16 protein-coding genes are annotated in these 19,959 nt (G+C 64.6%); 3 read left to right on the top strand and 13 right to left on the bottom strand.

The annotated features are described in order from the left end of the window. The first annotated feature begins 57 nt into the window (after positions 1–57). A complete protein-coding gene (locus WBN73_RS15780; RefSeq protein ID WP_337340666.1) occupies positions 58–882 on the top strand; it encodes a helix-turn-helix domain-containing protein in 825 nt (274 codons plus the stop codon). On the opposite strand, the gene WBN73_RS15775 is transcribed toward WBN73_RS15780, so the two are convergent. From WBN73_RS15775 to WBN73_RS15765, 3 genes are all read right to left on the bottom strand, one after another. Then, positions 842–2,227: a cation:dicarboxylate symporter family transporter gene (locus tag WBN73_RS15775; RefSeq protein ID WP_337340667.1), complete on the bottom strand. Its 1,386-nt coding sequence runs from the start codon at positions 2,225–2,227 to the stop codon at positions 842–844. The genes WBN73_RS15780 and WBN73_RS15775 overlap by 41 nt on opposite strands. Before the next feature lie 143 nt (positions 2,228–2,370). Beyond that, entirely contained in the window at positions 2,371–2,853 is a 483-nt protein-coding gene (locus WBN73_RS15770; RefSeq protein ID WP_337340668.1) for a hypothetical protein, read from the bottom strand. Positions 2,854–2,966: 113 nt separating this feature from the next. Continuing rightward, positions 2,967–3,917, bottom strand: coding sequence for an A/G-specific adenine glycosylase (locus WBN73_RS15765; RefSeq protein WP_337340669.1), 951 nt, complete (start codon positions 3,915–3,917; stop codon positions 2,967–2,969). Positions 3,918–4,031: 114 nt separating this feature from the next. Here WBN73_RS15765 and WBN73_RS15760 point away from each other — a divergent pair, with 114 nt between their 5' ends. After that, the gene (locus WBN73_RS15760) at positions 4,032–4,754 is read left to right on the top strand and encodes a hypothetical protein (protein WP_337340670.1); all 723 of its coding nucleotides are present in this window, start codon (positions 4,032–4,034) and stop codon (positions 4,752–4,754) included. Between the two features lie 37 nt (positions 4,755–4,791). Here WBN73_RS15760 and disA read toward each other — a convergent pair whose 3' ends face one another. The 6 genes from disA to WBN73_RS15730 all read right to left on the bottom strand — a co-directional run bounded on the left by disA (position 4,792) and on the right by WBN73_RS15730 (position 14,855). Next, a complete protein-coding gene (gene disA / locus WBN73_RS15755) occupies positions 4,792–5,868 on the bottom strand; it encodes a DNA integrity scanning diadenylate cyclase DisA (protein ID WP_024819020.1) in 1,077 nt (358 codons plus the stop codon). 235 nt (positions 5,869–6,103) lie between these two features. Next, positions 6,104–8,011 (bottom strand): allophanate hydrolase, encoded by a 1,908-nt coding sequence (gene atzF / locus WBN73_RS15750; RefSeq protein ID WP_337340671.1) that lies wholly within the window; start codon positions 8,009–8,011, stop codon positions 6,104–6,106. Beyond that, the gene (gene uca, locus WBN73_RS15745) at positions 8,008–11,724 is read right to left on the bottom strand and encodes an urea carboxylase (protein WP_337340672.1); all 3,717 of its coding nucleotides are present in this window, start codon (positions 11,722–11,724) and stop codon (positions 8,008–8,010) included. The genes atzF and uca overlap by 4 nt, the downstream gene beginning before the upstream one ends. Then, a complete protein-coding gene (locus tag WBN73_RS15740) occupies positions 11,721–12,377 on the bottom strand; it encodes an urea amidolyase associated protein UAAP2 (RefSeq protein ID WP_337340673.1) in 657 nt (218 codons plus the stop codon). The genes uca and WBN73_RS15740 overlap by 4 nt, the downstream gene beginning before the upstream one ends. Further along, the gene (locus tag WBN73_RS15735) at positions 12,374–13,261 is read right to left on the bottom strand and encodes an urea amidolyase associated protein UAAP1 (protein WP_337340674.1); all 888 of its coding nucleotides are present in this window, start codon (positions 13,259–13,261) and stop codon (positions 12,374–12,376) included. The genes WBN73_RS15740 and WBN73_RS15735 overlap by 4 nt, the downstream gene beginning before the upstream one ends. 52 nt (positions 13,262–13,313) lie before the next feature. Continuing rightward, positions 13,314–14,855, bottom strand: coding sequence for an amino acid permease (locus tag WBN73_RS15730; RefSeq protein ID WP_337340675.1), 1,542 nt, complete (start codon positions 14,853–14,855; stop codon positions 13,314–13,316). A gap of 227 nt (positions 14,856–15,082) precedes the next feature. Between WBN73_RS15730 and WBN73_RS15725 the strand changes: the two genes are divergently transcribed. Continuing rightward, positions 15,083–15,808 (top strand): TetR/AcrR family transcriptional regulator, encoded by a 726-nt coding sequence (locus tag WBN73_RS15725; RefSeq protein ID WP_337340676.1) that lies wholly within the window; start codon positions 15,083–15,085, stop codon positions 15,806–15,808. Here WBN73_RS15725 and WBN73_RS15720 read toward each other — a convergent pair. The 4 genes from WBN73_RS15720 to WBN73_RS15705 are packed head-to-tail and all read right to left on the bottom strand — an operon-like array spanning position 15,805 to position 19,739. After that, positions 15,805–16,428 carry a Pr6Pr family membrane protein gene (locus WBN73_RS15720; RefSeq protein WP_207595769.1) on the bottom strand — a complete coding sequence of 208 codons (624 nt, stop codon included), beginning with the start codon at positions 16,426–16,428 and terminating at the stop codon, positions 15,805–15,807. The genes WBN73_RS15725 and WBN73_RS15720 overlap by 4 nt on opposite strands. Before the next feature lie 54 nt (positions 16,429–16,482). Beyond that, complete coding sequence (gene radA / locus WBN73_RS15715) at positions 16,483–17,856, bottom strand: DNA repair protein RadA (protein ID WP_207595770.1); 1,374 nt, start codon at positions 17,854–17,856, stop codon at positions 16,483–16,485. A gap of 32 nt (positions 17,857–17,888) precedes the next feature. Next, on the bottom strand, positions 17,889–18,587 hold the full coding sequence (locus WBN73_RS15710; RefSeq protein WP_337340677.1) for a phosphatase PAP2 family protein: 699 nt from the start codon (positions 18,585–18,587) through the stop codon (positions 17,889–17,891). Between the two features lie 24 nt (positions 18,588–18,611). Continuing rightward, the gene (locus WBN73_RS15705) at positions 18,612–19,739 is read right to left on the bottom strand and encodes an FUSC family protein (protein ID WP_089593238.1); all 1,128 of its coding nucleotides are present in this window, start codon (positions 19,737–19,739) and stop codon (positions 18,612–18,614) included. Between the last annotated feature and the right edge of the window lie 220 nt (positions 19,740–19,959).

The raw sequence follows: 19,959 nt of genomic DNA, 5'->3' as shown, positions 1-19,959 counted from the left end.
CCGGGTGCCAGGCGCTTGGAGATTCGCGACAGGTTCACGCCGACCCGGGAAGGGCTTATGGAGGGTTACTTCAAAGGCATCCTGTACCCCGCGCGACTACCCACCTTCAACCGCGTTCCCGCGCCGGCATCGGTAGCCGGGCTGGTGCAGTGGTTCTGGATCCCCGAGTGGGACATCGAACCCGGGCGGACCTCCCGGCAACACCTCATCGCCTACCCTGCGTCCAACCTGGTGGTGCAGCCTGCGGATGTCATCTTTTCCGGACCTACCACCCGTGCCGCACACCGCGACCTGACCGGCTCTGGCTGGGCCGTGGGTGCGCTGCTCCGCCCGGCGGCCGTGCCGTTGTTTACCGACGACCCCGGCGCCTTGCGGGACAGGGAACTGGCTCTGGAAATGATGGAGCTGCACACTGCGGTTTCGGCCGCGATGGCCCCGCCTCGCAGCGCCATGCAGCCCCGCAGTGCCACAACGCGCGACGACGGCACTCACCGCAAGCGGGCAGTAGAGGCCTTTGTTGCGTGGCTGGTTTCACTCGACGCAGTGCTCTCGGAGGAAGCCCTGCTCGCGAACCGGATGATGGATGTGATCGCTTCCGACCCAGAGGTGCTTTTGCTCGAGGACGCTGCCGCCCGGCTGGCGGTTTCACCGCGAACGCTGCAGAGGTTGGCCAGGAAGTACATAGGACTCAGCCCCGCAGCACTCATACGTCGCCGGAGGCTTCAGGATGCCGCCGAGCGTACCCGGTCCGATCCAACAGCGGACCTTGCGGCGATCGCCGTCGAACTCGGCTATGCCGATCATGCGCATCTGACGAACGACTTCCAGAAGTACTTGGGCTTTACCCCGAGTACGTACCGGAGGTCAGCTGGGGAGTTTTGAGTGCCGGCGCCGAAGGCTCGGTTGCTGCGTCGGTGTCCTCTTGCATCGTGTCCTCCCCGCGGAAAGCTGCCAGCATTGCCTCGCGGTCGAATTGACCTTCCCATTTGGACACCACGAACGTGGCGACGCAGTTGCCCAGCAAGTTGACCACAACCCGCATGGAGTCCATCAAACGGTCCGCTCCAAGCAGGAGTGCAACTCCTGCCACCGGGAAGATTCCCAGCGCCCCGGCCGTCGCGGAGAGGGCGAGGAAGGCGGAACCGGGAACGCCGGCCATGCCCTTGGAGGTGAGCATCAGGATGCCGAGCGCTGCCAGTTGCTGACCCAGATCCAGGTTGTGGCCAAAGGCCTGGGCAAGGAAAAGAAGGGAGATGGAAAGGTAAAGCGCGGCTCCGTCCAGATTGAAGGAGTATCCCGTGGGCACCACCAGGCCTGTGGTTGCCCGGGAACAACCGGCGTTGGTCAGCTTGGTCATGATGCGGGGGAGGACGGATTCAGTGGAGGCCGTGCCCAGGGCAAGCATAAATTCTTCGCGGGAGTACTTGATGAACTGCCACAGGGGAACGCGCGGGTAGACCCAGGCCACCACAAACAGGAGGCCAATGAAGACCAGCGCTGAGCCGTAGCATGCAGCAACCAAGAGGGCGTAGGTGCTCAACGAGCTCAGTCCATACTGGCCGATGATGAAGGCCATGGCGCCGAAGGCTCCAATGGGGGCGACCCGCATGACCCACGCCATGATTTTGAAGAAAAGCTCCAGTGTCGTTTCCATGAGGTCGATCACGGGCTTGCACTTCTCGCGGCCCACCACCACGATGGCTGCGCCAAAGAAGATGGCGAAGCACAGGACCTGGAGCAGCGAGTTGGACGCGAAGGCTCCTATGACGCTGGTGGGGATGATGCCCAGCAGGAACTGACCCGCATCTTTGGGTGGAGCGGTGGTGGTCTTGGCGTTCACTGCATCCTCGGACAAGGACGCCGGGTCAATGTTCAGGCCTGCGCCCGGCTGCACAAGATTGGCAACCACCAGCCCAAATGCCAGGGCGAAGAGTGTGGCGCCGGTGAAATAGATCAATGCCTTAACACCTACGCGGCCTACGGACTTGACGTCCCCCACGGCAGAGATCCCCGTGACGATGACCAGGAAAATCAGTGGAGCGATGATCATTTTAATGAGCTGAATGAAGCCGTCGCCCAGTGGGCGAAGGGCAGCCCCTATGTTTGGCCATAGGTACCCTATGGCGATGCCCAGCACCACGGCCACCAGAATCTGGAAGAACAAGGATTTGTACAGTGGCTTCTTCGCTGCTGGAGTCACGGAAGCCGTGGGTGTGGGACTTTTCAAGGGGGGTGCCTGTCTGTGCGGGGGCCGCGCTGCGGTCGCGGCTGGGATCACACAAGACGCTATGAGGGCCTTGTTTCCGAATTGCTAATTCCTGAAGCCTGTTGTGTTTAATATCGGAACAAGATTTTCACGATGTGGAAAGTCTAGGTCTGCCTTAGCCCGTCTTCATCCAAGCTCACCGCGGCCGAAATGACGCGGCCGCATTGCTCGCCGTACGGATAATCGCCCTTGGGCGTGAAGGTCAATGTTCGCGTGGGCAGCGCTGTGCCGGAGGGAGAGGTGCCGCTGACACTCGCTTCAAGGGGGCTTTCGCTGAGGGTCGGAAGCTCGATGGAACCCAGAAGAGTCCCGTCAGGAGATGACGTCGCCGAGCACACGCCGTCCGGCGTGCAGCCTTGGTCCACGGCTACGGCACCAGGGTGCAGGTCCAGGTCCTTTTCGGTGCAGGTACCATCCTGGCAGGCCTTGAGCCGCAGCGTCCCCACCTGGTCTGCGTAACCCGCTGCAACACTCAGGGACACCCCTGCAATGTGCCCAATGGCCGGGCAGGCTACGGCTTCGGGATAGCAGCCCGGAAGCAACGCCGCCGTTCCGGCAAGGGTCAACGCCACTCCGATTTTGCCCATGCTTCAGGGTAGGACCGCGTGGGGCCGACGTCTCCAGTGCGTCCCAAAGAGGCACCTGCATTGTTACGGCTCACCCGGTCCCGTTGCCGAACCGATACCGCGCCTGCCAAACGCTAGGCCGGAAGCCGCAGCCCGCCGTCGTGCATCTCTGCCAAGCCGTCCACCAACAGGCCATCCAGTGCGCGCTCAAGTTGCTCCGGCGCCGAGTTGAGCCGGCGCAACGCAGCGAGGGGGATCCCGATGCCCGACGGCGCGAATCCGAGATCCGCCGGCGCCTGCTCGAACATCTGGCGCGGGACGGGGGTGGCGGCCTCGCGGAGGACGGCCATCACGGCACCGCGGACCTGGCGGTCGGTGCCGTGCCAGGACTGGCCCTTGGGCGTGTACGACGGCGGCGGCTCACCCGCGGCGAGCCAGGCGCAGCTTGAGCGGACAGGACAGTCCGCGCACTTGGGGCTGCGGGCCGTGCACACCATGGCTCCCAGTTCCATGACGGACGCGTTCCAGCGCACGGACAGTTCCTGTTCGACGGGAAGGAGGGCCTCAGCCAACCGCATTTCGCCTGCGGTCAGCGCCGGCGCAGGAAGTGCGTTCCCGGAAATAAGGCGTGCGTGGACCCGCCTGATGTTGGTGTCCACCACGGTTTCGCGTCGACCAAAAGCGAAGGCGGCGACGGCGGCAGCCGTGTAACTCCCCACGCCAGGCAAACCCAAAAGTTCTGCGTACGTGTCAGGAACGTTGCCGCCGTGCTGCTCACGGATGGCGACGGCGGCCGCGTGCAGTCGCAGGGCGCGGCGTGGGTATCCGAGTCGGCCCCAATGGCGGACGGCTTCGCCCGACGGCTCGTCGGCAAGGTGGCCCGGGGTAGGCCAGCGGTCCATCCAGTCCCGCCACACGGGCAGAACCCGAACCACAGGAGTCTGCTGGAGCATGACTTCGCTGACCAGGATTCCCCATGCGCTGCAGTCCGGCTCGCGCCACGGAAGATCCCGGGCGGCATCGGCAAACCACTGATCCAAGGCGCTGTGGAGCGCGGTGAGTTGGTGGGCATCGGGAAGTGTCATACTGCCCTCAACTGTAGTGGATTCCCGGCTCATGGCCGACGTCACACAGTCCCGGATTAGGGCCCTGCGGCGTGTAGGTTAGGGCCCCGAGGGACACGAGCCTAGCCTAGAACCATGGCCACCAACGGTAAGCAGCAGTCGACCGCGCGCTCTTCAGCGCCGGCGAAGGGTGCTGCCCGTGGCTCATCCCGGAGCGGGACAACAGGCCGCGGTACCCCGACGAAAAAGCGGCGACCAAGCCCTGCCGTGTACCGCCGTCGTCGTCAGGTTGTTTTTGGCGCCCTGCTGCTGGTGATCGCCTTGCTGGTGGGAGGCGCGGTGGCCCTTACGGGTGCGCTCGCCGGAAAGAATGAGCCCCAGGCCGTCAGCACCCCGGAAGCCTCGCAGGCGCCGACGCAGGGAAGTGCGCCGTCAGGGACACCGTCGCCGTCTGCTTCGCCGACGCCTGTGTGCGACTTCAACCTCATGACTGTCGCGGCCAAGACCGACAAGCCAGCCTACGGTGCGGAAGAAAAGCCGCTGCTCACCATGACCATCACCAACGGAGGCAACGCTCCGTGCGAGGTCAACGTGGGAACCTCCCAAATGGAGTATCTGGTGATGAGCGGCGCGGACCGCATCTTCTCGTCCAAGGACTGCCAGACCGGCGGCGAAGACCTCATCAAAACCATCCAGCCCGGCAAGAGCGAAACCGCGAACTTCCCGTGGCAGCGCAACAGGACACTGGAAGGCTGTGGCGCGATCAACGCGAAGCCGGGTGGCGGCGGCGCGTACTACACCTTCGAGGCGCGGCTGGGAAACAAAGCAAGCCCCAAGGCTGTCTTCCAGCTGAACTAAGTTCCGGCTGAGCCGGCGTTCGACGGCGGCAGGCGGCTTAGAGGAACCGGTCCAGCAGGCTGGCCTCGGCCATGCGGCTCAGGCCCTCGCGCACTGTGCGGGCGCGCTGATCGCCGATGCCGTCCACGGTCATCAGGTCATCAATGGTGGCTGCCATCAGGTTCTGGAGCCCGCCGAAGTAGTCCACCAAGCGGTCGGCCACGGCCTTAGGCACTGACTTGAGGCCCGAAAGGAGCCGGTAGCCGCGCGGCTGGACCACTGCGTCCAACTGCTCAACACCGCCGGCGAAACCGATGATGTGCGCGATGCGGCTGAGATCGATCAGCTCGGTGGGGCCCAGGTTCAGGAGTGCCTGGACGGCTTCCTCGATCTCCTCAGGCGTGGCGTCGGGATCCGAGTAGTCGCGGATGATGACGTCGCTGCCCGGCCCGCGGCCCATGGTCAGTTCCTCCACCTGGAGGGATAGGAGACGGCCGTCTTCGCCCAGTTCCAGGACGTACTGGGCGATTTCCTCCGAGATGCGACGGACCATTTCCTGCCGCTGCAAGGTGACGGCAACGTCCCTGACAGTGACCAGGGCCTCGATTTCCAGGGCGGAGAGGGAACTGGTGACCTGGTCCAGCCTGGCACTGTACCGTTCCAGCGTTGCCAGGGCCTGGTTGGCGCGGGCGAGGACCTTTTCGGAACCCTCCAGCACGTGGCGCAAACCGTTCACGTACAGCGCGATGATCTGCATCGACTGGCTGACGGAGATCACGGGAACGCCGGTCTGGATGGCCACGCGCTCAGCGGTGCGGTGCCTGGTGCCCGATTCCTGGGTTTCAATGCTTGAATCCGGGACCAGTTGGACTGCGGCGCGGACAATGTTGCTGGCGTCCTTGTCGCAGATAATGGCGCCGTCCATTTTGGCCAGCTCACGCAGGCGCGTGGGGGAGAAATCGATGCCGATATCGAACCCGCCGGAACAGATGGAGTCGATGGTGCGGTCGTAGCCCAAGACAATCAGGGCTCCGGTCCGTCCGCGGAGGATGCGTTCCAGGCCATCTCGCAACGGGGTTCCGGGTGCGACTCTGGCCAGGGTCGCCTTAAGCGACTCTTCCGGGCTCCGGGCCATAGGTTTTCCCTTCGAAGGTGCAAGCCTCGGCTCACAGACAAGCTGAATCCGGCGTCAGTGGGCACTCACAAAAAATGCCCCAATGACGACAAGCACAATGATAGGGCTTCCGGGGACCGTTAACCGCACCAGCAAGCCCCAAAGTGGGTCATTTCGTGATGTTCGGCGGTGCCCGCAAAGTGGTTTGGCGGCTGATTGGCGGAAACCCTATTTCCCCCAACCAGCCGCCTGCCAGCTAGTGCTGGCCCCGCCCAAGCCCGGTCAGCAAAGCGCCACCGGCCTCGCGCCACAAGCCGTTGCTTCCTGCTGCAGCAGCGTTTTCCTCCAGGTATTTAATCCAATCGTGGTACTCGGTAATGTCCCGTCCCTCTGCCGCGGCCACAGCGTCGCAGGCAAAACCCACCGCTCTGCTGCCATCGTCCAGCGTGATGCACCCCAGCAACATGGGTTCGGGCAGCTCGGCCAGGAAGGACCCGAGCGCAGCCTCTGAGAGCAGCCATCTCTCAGCAACCAGCCCGGCTCCGCGCGCCGAACGAACCACTCCGGGCTTGGGCGGAGTGGTCTCCAAAGCCACCATCCGGTACTGCGCCGCGGTGGTCACCGGGCCGTCCCAGAAGGCTCCACGCCCTTCGAGCTCCGCCGCCAGCGGCTGCCCCTTCCGATGCGCCCCCACCACTACGAGGGGAACGACGACGGCTCCCGCAGCAACGGGCCACGGGACCTTGGGAGCCGAGGACTGGGCGGCTGCGGGCCCTGCCGCGGCACCCGCGGCGAACAGTTCCGGCAGCTCCGGGGTGAGCTCGATCCGACGCGCGATATCCGCAGCCACCCCGTCCTCGAAGGTCCGGGCAACCACCGTCAGGCCGAACTGGGAGGTACTGCCTGTTTCAACGCCGTCTGTTTCGGTGACGGTGCCCGCCGGTACGGCAACAGCGCTGAGATCGAAGAGGTTGCAGAAATTGGTATAGGTGCCCATTCGGGAGTTGACCCCCACCGGATCGGCCGACACCTCTGCCAACGTCGGATGGAACGGTGCCGTGGGGACAACCAAGGCGTCGAATCCGTCCAGGCGCTCCATGGCTTGGCGCTTGAGTTGCTCCAACGCCGCGGTGTCCGCGACGTACCGGTGTGCGGGAACCTGGCCTGCGGCGCTGATGATGCCGGCGACTGTGGGGTCCAGTGCTGCGGGCACGCCGCCGGACTGGCCTGCCCCGTCCGAAGCACCTACCCCGCCCAACGTCGCCGAATCAATGAAGCTGCCGACGGCGGCGTAGCGTTCGGCAACCAATCCGCCGTCGTACAGCAGCCGGGCTGCCTGGAGGAAGACGTCCAGGTCGATGGGTTCCGCTACCACTCCTGTGGACCGCAGCCGCTCAACCTGCGCCTGGAATTCCGACGCCCACGCTGCCGGGAGCGCCGGTAGAGCAGCGGGATAGGCCACCCGAGGGGTGGACGGTGCCGCAACTTTCACGTCGGTGGGCCAAGTGCGGCCCTGCCCGGCCATGATGCCCATGGCGAGCTCGGCAGTGGCGAGATCGCGGGCGAAGATCGTGGCGGTATCCCACGAACGGCATGCCGGGACCACACCTTCGGTGGACACAACGCCCAAGGTCGGTTTGATCCCCACGATTCCCTGCAGCGCGGCGGGAATCCTGCCCGAACCCGCGGTGTCCGTGCCGATGGCAAGGTCCACAAGGCCCAACGCCACCGCCACAGCAGATCCCGAACTGGAGCCTCCCGAGATCCTCGCGGGACGCCTCGAATCACGGACAGCACCATACGGGCTGCGGGTACCCACCAGGCCCGTGGCGAACTGGTCCAGATTGGTGGCCCCGAGCACCAGAGCGCCCGCAGCGCGCAGCCGGGCGACCGGCACCGCATCCCGGGCGGGTACGTCACCAAAGCCGGGGCAGGCCGCCGTCGTGGTTATACCGGCAACATCCACGTTGTTCTTCACGGCGAGCAGGAGACCGGCAAGCGGCAGGTCCCCACCGGCCGCCACGGCGGCATCAATTCCGGCCGCCTCCGCGAGCAGTTCGTCCCGCCCGCGCAGGTGGATCCAGATTTCGGGACGGTCGACGGCGTCAATCGCCTCGAGCGCCGAAAGTACCCGAGCAACTGTGGTTCCGGTGGGACTGGTCATGATGCGCTTCCCTCCAAGACGAGTGCGGGTGCCCGGACCTCCACTGGTTCCAGGACCACCAGCGCCTCACCAGCCACCACTTGAGCACCGGCAGCGGGCAGGACCTGTTGGACCAGGCCATCCACCGGAGCCTGGATGACCGTCTCCATCTTCATCGCCTCAAGGGAAACCAGCGATTGGCCGGCCACCACCAGGTCTCCGGGTTCCACGTCCACTTTCCAGACGCTTGCCGCGAACGGCGACGTCACCAAGGTGCCGCCGTCGGGAACAACAACGTCGTCGGCCGGCGGGGCCAGCGAAACGGCCTGCTCGGCACGATCGAACTCGCCGGCGTCTTCCCAGGCCTGGCGCTCCACGGCGAAAGCCGCCGACTGGGTCTCGCGGAATTCCGCGATGGAGACGCTGTTGCGTTCCAGGAATTCCTCATGTTCTGCAAGTGAGAACGTGCCGTCCTGGATCTCCACACCACGGCCACGGCCAGCAGCCATGTCGGCGCGGAGGTCCAACAGTTCCTCGGGACTGACCGGGTACCAGGAAATACGGTCGAAGAACCGGAGCAGCCAAGGCGAACCCGGCTCAAACGGCGCCGAATCCGCGTAGCGCGACCAAACCTGGGTGGTACGTCCCACGAACTGGTATCCACCGGGACCTTCCATGCCGTAAATGCACATGTAGGCTCCGCCGATGCCCACGGCGTTCTCCGGCGTCCAAGTGCGGGCAGGGTTGTACTTGGTGGTCACCAGCCTGTGCCGCGGATCCAACGGTGTTGCCACCGGTGCTCCTAGGTACACATCACCCAGTCCCAGGACGAGGTACTCCGCGTTGAACACCGTATCGAAGACATCGTTGACGGAGTCCAAACCGTTGATGCGCCGGATGAACTCGATGTTCCACGGGCACCACGGGGCGTCGTCGCGGACACCGGCCATGTAGCGCTCGATTGCCTCACGGGTAGCGGGATCGTCCCAGGACAAGGGCAGGCGAACGCTGCGGCTGGGCACCACCAGCTCCGAGCTTGCAGGGAGTGCGGCCTCTATTTCCTGCACCAGGCCCAACAGCTTTGACGTGGGAAGGACGGAGGGATCGGCTTTGATCTGCAGGGAACGGATACCAGGCGTCAGATCCACGATGCCCCGGGCTCCGAGACGCTCGAGTTCCTGGTGCAGGGCGTGGACACGGGCGCGGAGGCCAAGATCCAGCACCATGTCTCCGTACTCCACCAAAAGGTTGTCGTCACCGGAGCGGCGGTAGGTGACAGCAGGCCGTCCGTCGCCTTCGGGCACCCGGCCCAGCACGCCGTCGTCGCCGTCTCCGCGGAGCAACTCGGCCGTGCCTGATGCCATGCCTGATGCGGCGCCGGAAGCCGTGCCGGTGCCCGTGGTGAAACCGGTGCTACCTGGCAGAATCAGCTGCCTCGCAGCACCGAGTTCTTTGACGGAAGGCGCCTCAACCGAGCGGATGGGCACAAAGCGGACCTTATCGCCTGGACGGAGTTGGCCCAGCTTCCAGCGCTCGCCGGTTACTACGGTGACGGGGCAGACGAAACCGCCCAGGCTGGGACCATCAGGGCCCAGGAGAATGGGGGTGTCGCCGGTGAAGTCCAAGGCACCTACCGAATAGGCGGTGTCGTGGATGTTGGAGGGGTGAAGTCCGGCCTCTCCGCCGTCATTGCGTGCCCAGCGCGGTTTGGGGCCGACCAGGCGGACGCCGGTTCGGGCGGAGTTGAAGTGGACCTCGTATTCGGCGGCGTACAGCTCCTCGATGTCTTCGCGTTGGAAGAATTCCGGTGCACCGTGTGGCCCCTCCACTACCTTCAGCTCCCATTCCGTGGTGAGGGCCGGGCGGCTCTCCACGGGAACCGGGCCGGGAACGGTCTCGGGGAGGTGCCCGGTGACGGTGCGGAGCACATCGCCGGCCCGCAGGACGCGGCCGCCATGGCCGCCGAACTGGCCCAAAGTGAAGGTTGATGCGCTGCCCAGATACCGGGGAACATCAAGCCCACCTTCGAACAGGATGTATCCCCTCAGCCCGGATCCGTCGGCTGATCCGACGTCCAGGAGGCCGTTCTCCGGGACAGTGATGGGCTCCCACGCAGCGGCTGGCTTGCCGTCGACTGTTACCGTGACGTCCGCGCCGGTGACGCACACCGTGGTGGCGTGAGTGAAACGGAGCGCAGGGCCGGCCATGGTGAATTCCAGGCCAGGTGCGCCCTCCGGATTGCCCAGCGCGGTGTTGCCCAGCCGGAACGACAAATCATCCATGGGTCCACTCGGCGGCACTCCGATCTGCCAGAGCCCGGTCCTGCCCGGCCAATCCTGCACGCTGGTCTGGAGGCCCGGCCGTTCAACGGTGATCCGCGGTTCCGGATCGCCCACGGTGTTCAGGGTTCCGGTGGAATGCTGCGCGGCACGGACCACATCCATCCCGGCCACGGCACGCAGCATGCCCAGGTTGGTCTCGATGCCATCAATGCGGGTTTCCGCCAACGCGGCAGCCAGGGCGTCGAAGGCAGCGTCGCGGGTTGAACCGGACGTGATGACCTTGCCCAGCAGGGGATCGTAACTGGTGGAGACTTCGCTGCCGGTCTCCACCCAGGCGTCAATGCGCACGACGTCGGAGGCCGGGTACTGCGCGTTGGTGACCGTTCCGGCGCTGGGCTGGAAGTTGCGGGCCGGGTCTTCTGCGTAGATACGGGCTTCCACGGCATGACCTGCAACGGGCACACTGTCCGGCACGCCATCAAGCACCGGCTCATTCCGGGCAAGGTTCAGCATCCACTCCACCAAGTCCACGCCGGTGATGGCTTCGGTGACGGGGTGCTCTACTTGCAGCCGCGCGTTGACTTCCAGAAAAGATGCCTCCTGGCGGACGGGGTCGTAGACGAACTCCACTGTCCCCGCAGAGCGGTAGCCCACGGAGGCGCAGAGCGCGCGGGAGCTTCGGTGCAGTTCCTCCCGCAAAGCCTCGGGGAGATCAGGTGCGGGTGCCTCCTCAAGTACTTTCTGGTGTCGGCGCTGCAGCGAGCAGTCACGGTCTCCAAGGCTCACCACGCGGCCCGCACCGTCGCCGAACACCTGGACTTCCACGTGGCGGGCGTGTTCGATGTAGCGTTCAGCGAAGACGCCCGCCGTTCCAAAGCTGGAGCTGGCCAGACGCGCAACCCGGGAATAGTTGTCGCGGAGTTCGGCTTCGTCGCGGCAGACGGCCATGCCGATGCCACCGCCACCCCCGGTTGCCTTGAGCATGAGTGGGTAGCCGATGATCTCCGCTGCTGCGACGGCTTCGTCCAGGTCCTCCAAGAGGCCGGATCCCGCGATCATGGGAACGCCGGCGCGTTGGGCGGCATCACGGGCGGTGTGCTTGGTGCCGAAGATCCGGAGCTGTTCCGGGGTGGGCCCCACAAAGACCAAACCGGCTGCCTCCACGGCTTCGGCGAAGGCCGCGTCCTCGGACAGGAATCCGTAGCCGGGATGAATGGCGCCGGCCCCGGTGGCAGCCGCCGCCTTGAGGATGGCGTCAACCTTAAGATACGACTCCTTGGCGGGTGCAGGTCCCAGCAGGACTGCCTCGTCAGCGAGCTTCACATGCTTGGCGCCGCGGTCAGCTTCGGAGAAGACGGCCACCGTGCGCAGCCCGGCCTTGCGGGCGGATTCGATGATCCGGCAGGCGATCTCGCCACGGTTGGCAATGAGCAGGGTGTCGAAGCGGTTCATGAGCGGTCCTCCGGACGTGTGACGATCATGCGCACCGGCGTGGGGTTGAAGCCGTTGCAGGGGTTATTGATTTGGGGGCAGTTGGACACCAGCACCAGTGTGTCCACCTCGGCGCGGAGGGCCACACGCTTTCCGGGTGCGGACAGCCCGTCCACGATGCCCAGGGCGCCGTCGGGATCCACCGGCACGTTCATGAACCAGTTGATGTTGGACACGAGGTCCTTCTTGCCGAGGTCCCACTTGGCACCTTCAATGAGGAAGTTCTCCACGCACGCATGCTGTTCATGGGTGTGTTGGCCGTAGCGGAGTGTGTTGGATTCCTGGGAGCAGGCGCCGCCGATGGTGTCGTGGACGCCAACCTCGTCCGCCACCACCGTCATGAGTTCCTGGCCGCTGTCGGCGCGGAGAACTGAGCCAGTGGTGAGGAAGATCGAGCCCTGGCCCGCGATGGTCACGGCGGCGGAGTAACGCGTACTCGTGTCCTGGGCCGCGTAGAGAATGCAGTCAACGGCTTGGTTGCCGTCGAGGTCCACAATGGTGAGCACGTCGCCGGCAGCAATCACGGCGGACCACGGACCACGGGCTTCCACCAGCTCGTCCACTACGACCCGGCCAGCGACCAGTGCGGGGCTCATTTCTGCGATGGCGTTCATGCGGAGGTCCTTGCGTTGTAGTCGAGTTCGGTGTTGTGGAGGGCCAGACGTCCCTCTGGGCCCAGGTCTACGTTGAGGGTTCCGCTTTTGAGGGCTTCAAGGTCCTGCGGAGCCTGCCAGGCCACGATGTCCACGGCGCTTCCCGTGAATTCCGGACGCGGGTCCAGCGGGTGGGCGGTATTGGCCAGTACCAGCACTGCATCCATGTGGAGGAGAAGTTCGACGGCGGCTCCGGCACCGGCGCTGCCGGCGAACGTGATGCTGCCGTCCCGCTCCACGGTGACGCCCTTGAAGAACGACACCGACGGAGGGAGTTCTTTCTGGCTGATGCCATGCTTCATGCCGCCCAGGGTCAGCAATTCACGCCCGGCCGGCGACAGGCTGTGAGCTGATCCGGCACCGTACTTGGCGGTGTTTCCGGCCAGATGGGTGGTGCCAGTGAGGGCATCATGCTGACCTGAGGAATCGGCCACCACGGTGGCCATGAGACGGCCGGCGTCGGAGAGAAGCGGGTGGCCTGTGGTCATGTAGGCCTGCCAGGGGACTTTGACCGTATCCGCGACGTTGAGCCGCTCGTGCTGGGCACCACTCCGGATGAGGACAGCGTGAACGCAGGCATCGCCGTTGGGGTCTGTGATCCTGAGGCGCGTCCCGCGGGCCAGTTCCAGATGGGTGTAGCGGCCGAAGGAAAGTGTCTCCGCCCACGTCAGGGAGTCCTTTGCCTCCGCCGGGAGGCCCTCGATCAAACGTGTCGGGGCCGTAGCCGGCGGGACATGGATCATGGTCTCGGCCGTGCGCCCGTGCTGGGCCCGTGCGTGCAGTTTGGCGCCGGCAGTTGTGGCTGTGCCGTTTTCAGAGGTGTGTGTTTCAAGAGTCTGGGTCATGGCAGTCATTTCTGTACTGGTGCTGGTTCTGGACGGTCTGGTGCTGGCGGGGTCAGGCGGCGTTGGTGGATTCCGCGGCGATTGCGGCCTTGTTCTCCCGAACCCGGATGTTCCTGCGGACCCAGAGGCCCAGGAGCAGGACGGCGCCCACCATGATGGGAGCGGAGAAGAGCAGGATCCCGTGTTCGCCGGAGGGGTCGTAAACCTCGGGGCGGGGCCAGGAGAGGTTGATGACCATCAGGGCGCCGTAGAGCACGGCCAGGATGTTGACTGGCAAGCCCCACCGGCCCAGTGAGAAGAGTCCGGCCGGCATGGTCTGGCCCACCCGGTCCCAGTCGCCACGGAAGCGGCTGAGCAGTTGCGGGACAGTGACCATCAGGTACGCCAGGTACACCATCACGATGCACACGCTGCAGAGGGTGGTGAAGAGCGCGGAGTTGCCGATGTTGGTGGCGAGGATGCCCACAGCCAGGGCGCCGATCGCGATGGAAGGCCACATGGGGGTCCCGCGCTTGGGGTGGACCTTCGAGAGCCGGGCCGAGGCTGGCAGCTTGCCGTCGCGGGCCATGGAGAACACCAGGCGTGAACCGGCCGTTTGGATGGCCAGGGTGCAGACAAAGATGGCGATTGCCACGTCCACCAGCAGCACCTTGCCCCAGAACGTACCCAACACGGCTGTCAGCACGTAGGGGAGTCCCTCGGTGGCGAGCCTGCCGTCGTCGAGGCTTGGCGCTGCCATCAGTGCCGCGATAATCATGAGTCCGCCGCCAACGCCTGAGATGATCAGCGCCGAGAGGATGGTGCGCGGTGCGGTCTTGCGGGGGTTCTTGGTTTCCTCCGAGAGTTCGCCGGCGGAGTTGAAGCCGACCATCACATACGCGGCCATCAAACCGGAGACCAGGAAGGCACCCACGGCACCAAGGTCCGAGGTAGTGACCACACTGACGTCGGCTACCACACCCGGGCCACGCTGCGCCGCTGAGAACAGGGCAAGGATTACTGCGGCGACGCCCACAATCTCACAGGTGACGCCGATGGAGTTCACATGGGACATGAGCTTCACGCCAAGGCAGTTGATCACGGTGGTGATCACCAGGAGGACGGCACCGAGGATTACTGCATTGGCTGCGCCCGTGGGAGATGTCAGTGTGGGGTCGCCTCCCACCAGCTGGAATCCGACCCACAGCTGGGGGAGTACCACTTGGAGCGCAATGGCTGCTGCGGCAGCAGTGATGACCTGGGCGATGGACATGAACCAGCCGGCGAACCAGCCCACCACTTCGCCGCCCATACGGCGCGACCACTGGTAGACAGCACCGGACAACGGGTATCTGGCGGCGAGCTCAGCGAAGTTCAGGGCTACCAGAAGTTGGCCGACCAAGACCACGGGCCACGTCCAAAAGAAGGCCGGGCCGGCAAAGGAGTAGCCGAAGGCGAAGAGCTGGAAGATGGTGGTGAGGATGGAGACGAACGAAAAACCTGCGGCGAACGACGCGTAGCGGCCCAGCTTGCGGTGCAGCGTGGGCTCGTAGCCAAGTGCTGTCAGGTCTGCATCGTCGGTGCGGTGGGTCGCCGTCGAAAGGGTTGAAGTCATCGGGTTTCTCCGTGTCTGGAACGGGATGTGGAACCAGCCCGGAGAGGTTTTGACTGCCTGTCCGGAATATCGGTCACTTGATAGTTTTCCAGCGGGGTGTCCCCATGGCGTTTCGGCAATGTAAAGCCTTGGTTACCGCTCGTTTCAAGTGTGTAAAGGAAATCTCACCACCCCGGCAGTACGCCGTGAACAGGCTCTTTGGTGTTGCGGCGATGCAAGAATGAGGTGTGACTACAACCGGACCGGGACGCCCCCGCAAGCAGCAAGCTGTACGCCCGGGAGCCACTGCACGCGACGAAATCCTGGATGCCGCAGCCGAACTCTTTACCAGCCAAGGATTCGCCAATACGTCCACACGGGCCATCGCCGACGCCGTCGGAATCCGGCAATCGTCGCTGTATCACCACTTCTCCACCAAGGACGAGATCCTGGGCGAACTACTCGGAGGGACAGTGTCCACCAGCCTGGCGTTCGCCCGCGCTGTGAAAGACGGTTCCGAAGAAACCGGGCAGGAGTTGGATCCCGCGGCACGACTGCACGCAGTGGTCCTGTTCGACGGCTTGCAGCTCTGCACTTCCCGTTGGAACCTCGGGGTGCTCTACCACCTGCCGGAGGCCAGGGCGGAAGTTTTCCAACCATTCATGGCAGCACGGCAGGAACTCCGGACCATTTACGGAGACTTGGGACGGGAGCTGACGGCGCTCTCCGACGCAGACCCGGGCCTGGGCGACACCGCCTTTCGGCTGGTCGAGTCACTGATCAACCTCCGCGCGGACGGGCTGATCGCAACGGACTCGGCGTCCACTACGGCCGATACGGTGATGATCCTGGCCGGCCTCAGGCAAAAGATTCAGGCGGTGAGGGATGCCAGCAGCGAACTCATCAGCCGGTATGGCGAGGCAAACCGTCGTGGAGAAGCCTCTGCGCCGGCGCTCGCAGCGGAAAGTGCCTAGTAATCCACCTGGCGCTTGAGTTTGTTACCCAGCCATAGCATCGCCAGGCTCACCACCAGGAAGCCAACGGAGATGGCGAGTGCGAACACCACCACACCGCCCCAACCGCCGGCTCGGGCCGGGTCGATGAACCAGTAGGGGTACCAGTTCACCAGGGCGCCACGGACCAGGCTGTAGACCAGGTAGCCAACGGGGTAGAGCAGCCAGTACCAAACGTGTTTGAGCTGCAGAGTTGCCCGGGGCGGTTGGAAGAGCCAATCAGCCACCATCACCACGGGGATCAAGTAATGGACCACAAAGTTGACCCACGGCAACAGCGAGCCGAGGTCCTCGCCGGCCAGCAAAGCACCAAAAACCAGGCCCACCACGGCCATGGCGATGGTGGCAGTGCCGCGAGTGACATCGTCAGCTTCTGTAGGCCGCTTCCGGATCAGCACCCGGTATCCGCTGATCAGCAGCACCAGTGCGGCGAAGATGTTGGACAGGTTGGTGAAATAGCTGAAGAAGTTCCAGAGGTCATAGCCCATGCCCAAATGGACCGTCAGCTGGGTTCCCACCGCCACCAACGTCAAAAGCCCAAAGAAAAAGCGTCCCCCAATAAGCACATTCCGTTTGGTCATGCTTCCCATCCTTGCCGACCGTATGCCCCGAACGGCCCCGACACCCCGGAATGGCTACGTGATCAGCAATTCCAGTGCCTCGGCAAGATGGCCAACCTCCCGCACCGAGAAGCCGTCCGGAATCACACCGGCACCCGCAGGGCTGGCCGGAACAATAGCGTGCGTGAACCCGAGCCGGTGTGCTTCCTGGATGCGCTGGTTGATACCGGGAACAGGGCGGACTTCACCAGCCAGGCCCACCTCGCCGAAGGCAATCAGACGCTGGGGGAGAGCCTTCCGGGCCTTGGCCGACGCTACGGCCAGGGCAACAGCGAGGTCCGTCGCCGGTTCCGTGAGCTTCACACCGCCCACCGTTGCCACGTAGGAATCGTCCTTGTGCAGCATGCAGCCAGCGCGCTGCTGCAGGACCGCCAGAAGCATGGCAACGCGTGAGCTCTCCAGGCCGCTGGTGGCACGGCGTGGTTGCGAATTGGCGCTCTCGGCAAGAAGGGATTGAACCTCTGCCAGCAGCGGCCTGCGACCCTCCATGGTCACCGTAATACAGGTGCCTGAAACGGGCTCACGGGTCCGCGAAACGAACAGCCCGCTGGGATCAGCCAATCCCTCGATGCCGGCCTCGTTCAGGTCAAAGCAGCCGACGTCGTCCGTGGCGCCATAGCGGTTCTTCACAGCCCGGAGCAGGCGCAGGCGCGAATGGCGCTCGCCTTCGAATTGGCACACGACGTCCACCAGGTGTTCCAGCAGCCGCGGCCCGGCGATGGTCCCTTCCTTGGTCACATGCCCCACCAAGAGCGTGGTCATGTTGCGCCGCTTGGCTGCGGCAATGATCGACGCAGCAACTTCACGCACCTGCGAAACTCCGCCGGCGCTGCCCTCCACGTCGGCACTGCTCAAGGTCTGCACGGAGTCCACGATCAGCAGCTTGGGCTCAAGCTTCTCCACCTGTCCCAGTGCCTGCCCAAGATCAGTTTCGGCAGAAAGATAAAGGGTGTGCGCTACAGCGTCGATCCGCTCCGCGCGGAGCTTGACCTGCGCCGCAGACTCTTCTCCGGTGATGTAGAGGACGTCCTGGCCGGTGCGCGCGAACTTCGCCGCGACGTCCAACAGCAGCGTGGACTTCCCGACGCCGGGTTCCCCAGCGAGCAGAATGACGGCACCCGGCACGAGCCCTCCTCCGAGGACACGGTCCAGCTCATCCACGCCCGTGGGCAGGAAGGCTGCGGTGGTGCCATCCACCTCAGCGATACGGCGGGCCGGCGCCAAAACTGTAGCGGCCGCCGTCGTGCGCGCTACCGTGGCGCCGTACTCCTCAACGGTTCCCCACGCCTGGCACTCGCCGCAGCGGCCCACCCATTTGATGGCGGTCCAGCCGCATTCGGCACACTTGTAGGCGGGTGTTTTTGATGCGCGGGACGTCTTGGAAGCCATGGGTTCAAGCGTAGTGGCGGGGACTGACAGTATTAGCCGCGCCGGCCGCCGTGACGGGCCGCGTCCACAAACACCGCAATGCCCGTCACCCCAAGCGCAAGCCCAAGGGAAGCGACCACGTCCGTGAGCCAGTGGTAGCCAAGGTAGATCCGGCTGCAGGCAACCAACAGCGTCAAGAGAGCGGCACCGCAGAAGGCGAGGACCGCCGTCGCACGTGAGCCGGAACGCGAGACGAGCAGGTAAGTGAGGACAAGCGCGAAGATCCCGGCGCCGAGCGTGTGGCCGGAGGGGAATGACAGTGCGTCGTCGGGGCCCAGGAGAACATCGGACGACGGCGGACCGGAGCGCCCCACATCCTGTTTCACTACCGCGGACAGGATGGCGGCAAACGCCATGGCGCCCAACAGGACAGCCGGCCGCCAGAGTTCCTTCTTCCATACCGTCCATACTGCGGCCACCGCCACACCAATGATGGTGATCCACAAGGGTGAGGTCACGGTGGTGACTGCCGTAAGGAGGGCGGTGAGCAAGGGGTTGCGCGAATCAACCATGAAGCTGTGGACCGCGCCGTCTACAGTGGCGAGCCCGGTCTCGGACAGCACGGCGGCGAACATGAGCCAGAAGATGGCGTCCCCGGCCACCAGCAAAATGCCTGCCCACAGGAACAAGGGCCGCTGCCGGAGCTTGAGCGCCGGTGCAGCCCGGAAGTGCACGGAATTGGCAGGGGTCATCGGTTCATTCTTCCTCGGCGGAGGCTACAGTGCCGGAAGCACCGCGCGGGCTTCTTCCGGTTCCATGCCGCTCGCTTCCAGCAGGTCCACCATGAGGGGACGGAACAGCATGACCACGGTTTCGCCTTCGAGCCTTTGGACATCCAGCATCTTGGGGTGCAAGCGCGCGGCGATATCCGAGAGGTCGTTCCGGGCGCGGCGCAGATGAACCCGCCGCGTCCCTTCGCTTTGCTCCGACAATCCGATGGTCATCTCGTCGATCGCGGCGGCGGTTTCCTGCAGGACTTCGGAGATACTGTCGATCGCTTCATCGGACAGCGCGGCATGGTTGATGGCGCTGGTGAGCCGCCGCGCAAACACCCGGCTGTTGCGCAGAGCCAGATCGATGTACTCCAGGGAGTGCTCCAGGCCGGCCAGTTCGTCGCGGTGCCGCCGGTGCGCGGGAGCCAGGGTTGCCACTTCGCCCGAGGCGCGAAGCGTCTGCCGCATCCGGTCCACCAAAGGCTGGCAGTTGCGGCCGCGGATCAGGGCATGCCAGGCGATGGTGGAATCGCTTTCGGTCAGGGCCTTGCCGCATTCGCGCAGCACTTCGGCGAGTTCATGCAGGATCTTCTGGACATCCTTGCGGGGCTCCCGCCGCGGGTCTTTCGGTACCAGGATGGTCACCAGCAGCGCAAAAACGCCACCGATTACAGCGTCCAGACTGCGCGTAAAGGGCCCACCGGCCGGTGCCGGCAGCAGCACCACCAGCAAGGACTGCAGGCCCAGTTGAGTGGTGAAAATGGTTCCACTGTCCAGGAACCTGGCAAGGAGGATGGAGAAAAGAAGCACGACGGCGGCCTGCCAGATCCCGGCGCCCAGCCAGTGGAGCAGCAGGTCACCAACAACGATGCCCAGGGTGCAGCCGAGGCCCACCTCGATCACCCGGCGCAGGCGTGGATCACGGGAAAAGCCAAGGGCAATCAACGAGGAAGTAGCCGCGAACAGTGGGCCTTGGTGGCCCAGCACATATTCGGCGAAAGCGTAGGCACCCACGGCGCACACGGTCATCTGGATGGCCGGCGTCAACGAATTCCGGCTGCGGACCAAACCCGTCCGGACTCTGGCACGCAGGAACCTCTTGCTTGCAGAAAATCCTTTCGCGGCAGCCATGTCGTCCAGTCTATTTGCCCGGCCCGGGTTCCGACGAAGGCGCAAACCGCATCCCGGTGCCGCTCAAGGTGGCGCGCGCCACATAACCCAATGGTCCGCCGTCGTTCACCTTCTGTTCACCTTTCACTGCAGATCCCGTTACCTGCGCTCCTTACCTTCAGTAAAGGAACAAAAGGTCCTCAGCTCGCGCACGCCGAAATCTCCGTTCGGCCCGCATCGA

It is taken from the genome of Paenarthrobacter sp. CCNWLY172, from assembly GCF_037402035.1.
Taxonomy (GTDB): Bacteria; Actinomycetota; Actinomycetes; order Actinomycetales; family Micrococcaceae; genus Arthrobacter.
The sequence above is the reverse complement of the archived record's forward strand: the minus strand, read 5'-3'. Positions and strand labels throughout refer to the sequence as shown.

What these genes read in the sequence shown, in the direction of transcription:
- WBN73_RS15780 (WP_337340666.1), top strand. Translation starts at nt 58, where the DNA reads ATGGAGGGTTACTTCAAAGGCATCCTGTACCCCGCGCGACTACCCACC.
- WBN73_RS15770 (WP_337340668.1), bottom strand. Translation starts at nt 2,853, where the DNA reads ATGGGCAAAATCGGAGTGGCGTTGACCCTTGCCGGAACGGCGGCGTTG.
- WBN73_RS15765 (WP_337340669.1), bottom strand. Translation starts at nt 3,917, where the DNA reads ATGACACTTCCCGATGCCCACCAACTCACCGCGCTCCACAGCGCCTTG.
- WBN73_RS15760 (WP_337340670.1), top strand. Translation starts at nt 4,032, where the DNA reads ATGGCCACCAACGGTAAGCAGCAGTCGACCGCGCGCTCTTCAGCGCCG.
- disA (WP_024819020.1), bottom strand. Translation starts at nt 5,868, where the DNA reads ATGGCCCGGAGCCCGGAAGAGTCGCTTAAGGCGACCCTGGCCAGAGTC.
- atzF (WP_337340671.1), bottom strand. Translation starts at nt 8,011, where the DNA reads ATGACCAGTCCCACCGGAACCACAGTTGCTCGGGTACTTTCGGCGCTC.
- uca (WP_337340672.1), bottom strand. Translation starts at nt 11,724, where the DNA reads ATGAACCGCTTCGACACCCTGCTCATTGCCAACCGTGGCGAGATCGCC.
- WBN73_RS15740 (WP_337340673.1), bottom strand. Translation starts at nt 12,377, where the DNA reads ATGAACGCCATCGCAGAAATGAGCCCCGCACTGGTCGCTGGCCGGGTC.
- WBN73_RS15735 (WP_337340674.1), bottom strand. Translation starts at nt 13,261, where the DNA reads ATGACCCAGACTCTTGAAACACACACCTCTGAAAACGGCACAGCCACA.
- WBN73_RS15730 (WP_337340675.1), bottom strand. Translation starts at nt 14,855, where the DNA reads ATGACTTCAACCCTTTCGACGGCGACCCACCGCACCGACGATGCAGAC.
- WBN73_RS15720 (WP_207595769.1), bottom strand. Translation starts at nt 16,428, where the DNA reads ATGACCAAACGGAATGTGCTTATTGGGGGACGCTTTTTCTTTGGGCTT.
- radA (WP_207595770.1), bottom strand. Translation starts at nt 17,856, where the DNA reads ATGGCTTCCAAGACGTCCCGCGCATCAAAAACACCCGCCTACAAGTGT.
- WBN73_RS15710 (WP_337340677.1), bottom strand. Translation starts at nt 18,587, where the DNA reads ATGACCCCTGCCAATTCCGTGCACTTCCGGGCTGCACCGGCGCTCAAG.
- WBN73_RS15705 (WP_089593238.1), bottom strand. Translation starts at nt 19,739, where the DNA reads ATGGCTGCCGCGAAAGGATTTTCTGCAAGCAAGAGGTTCCTGCGTGCC.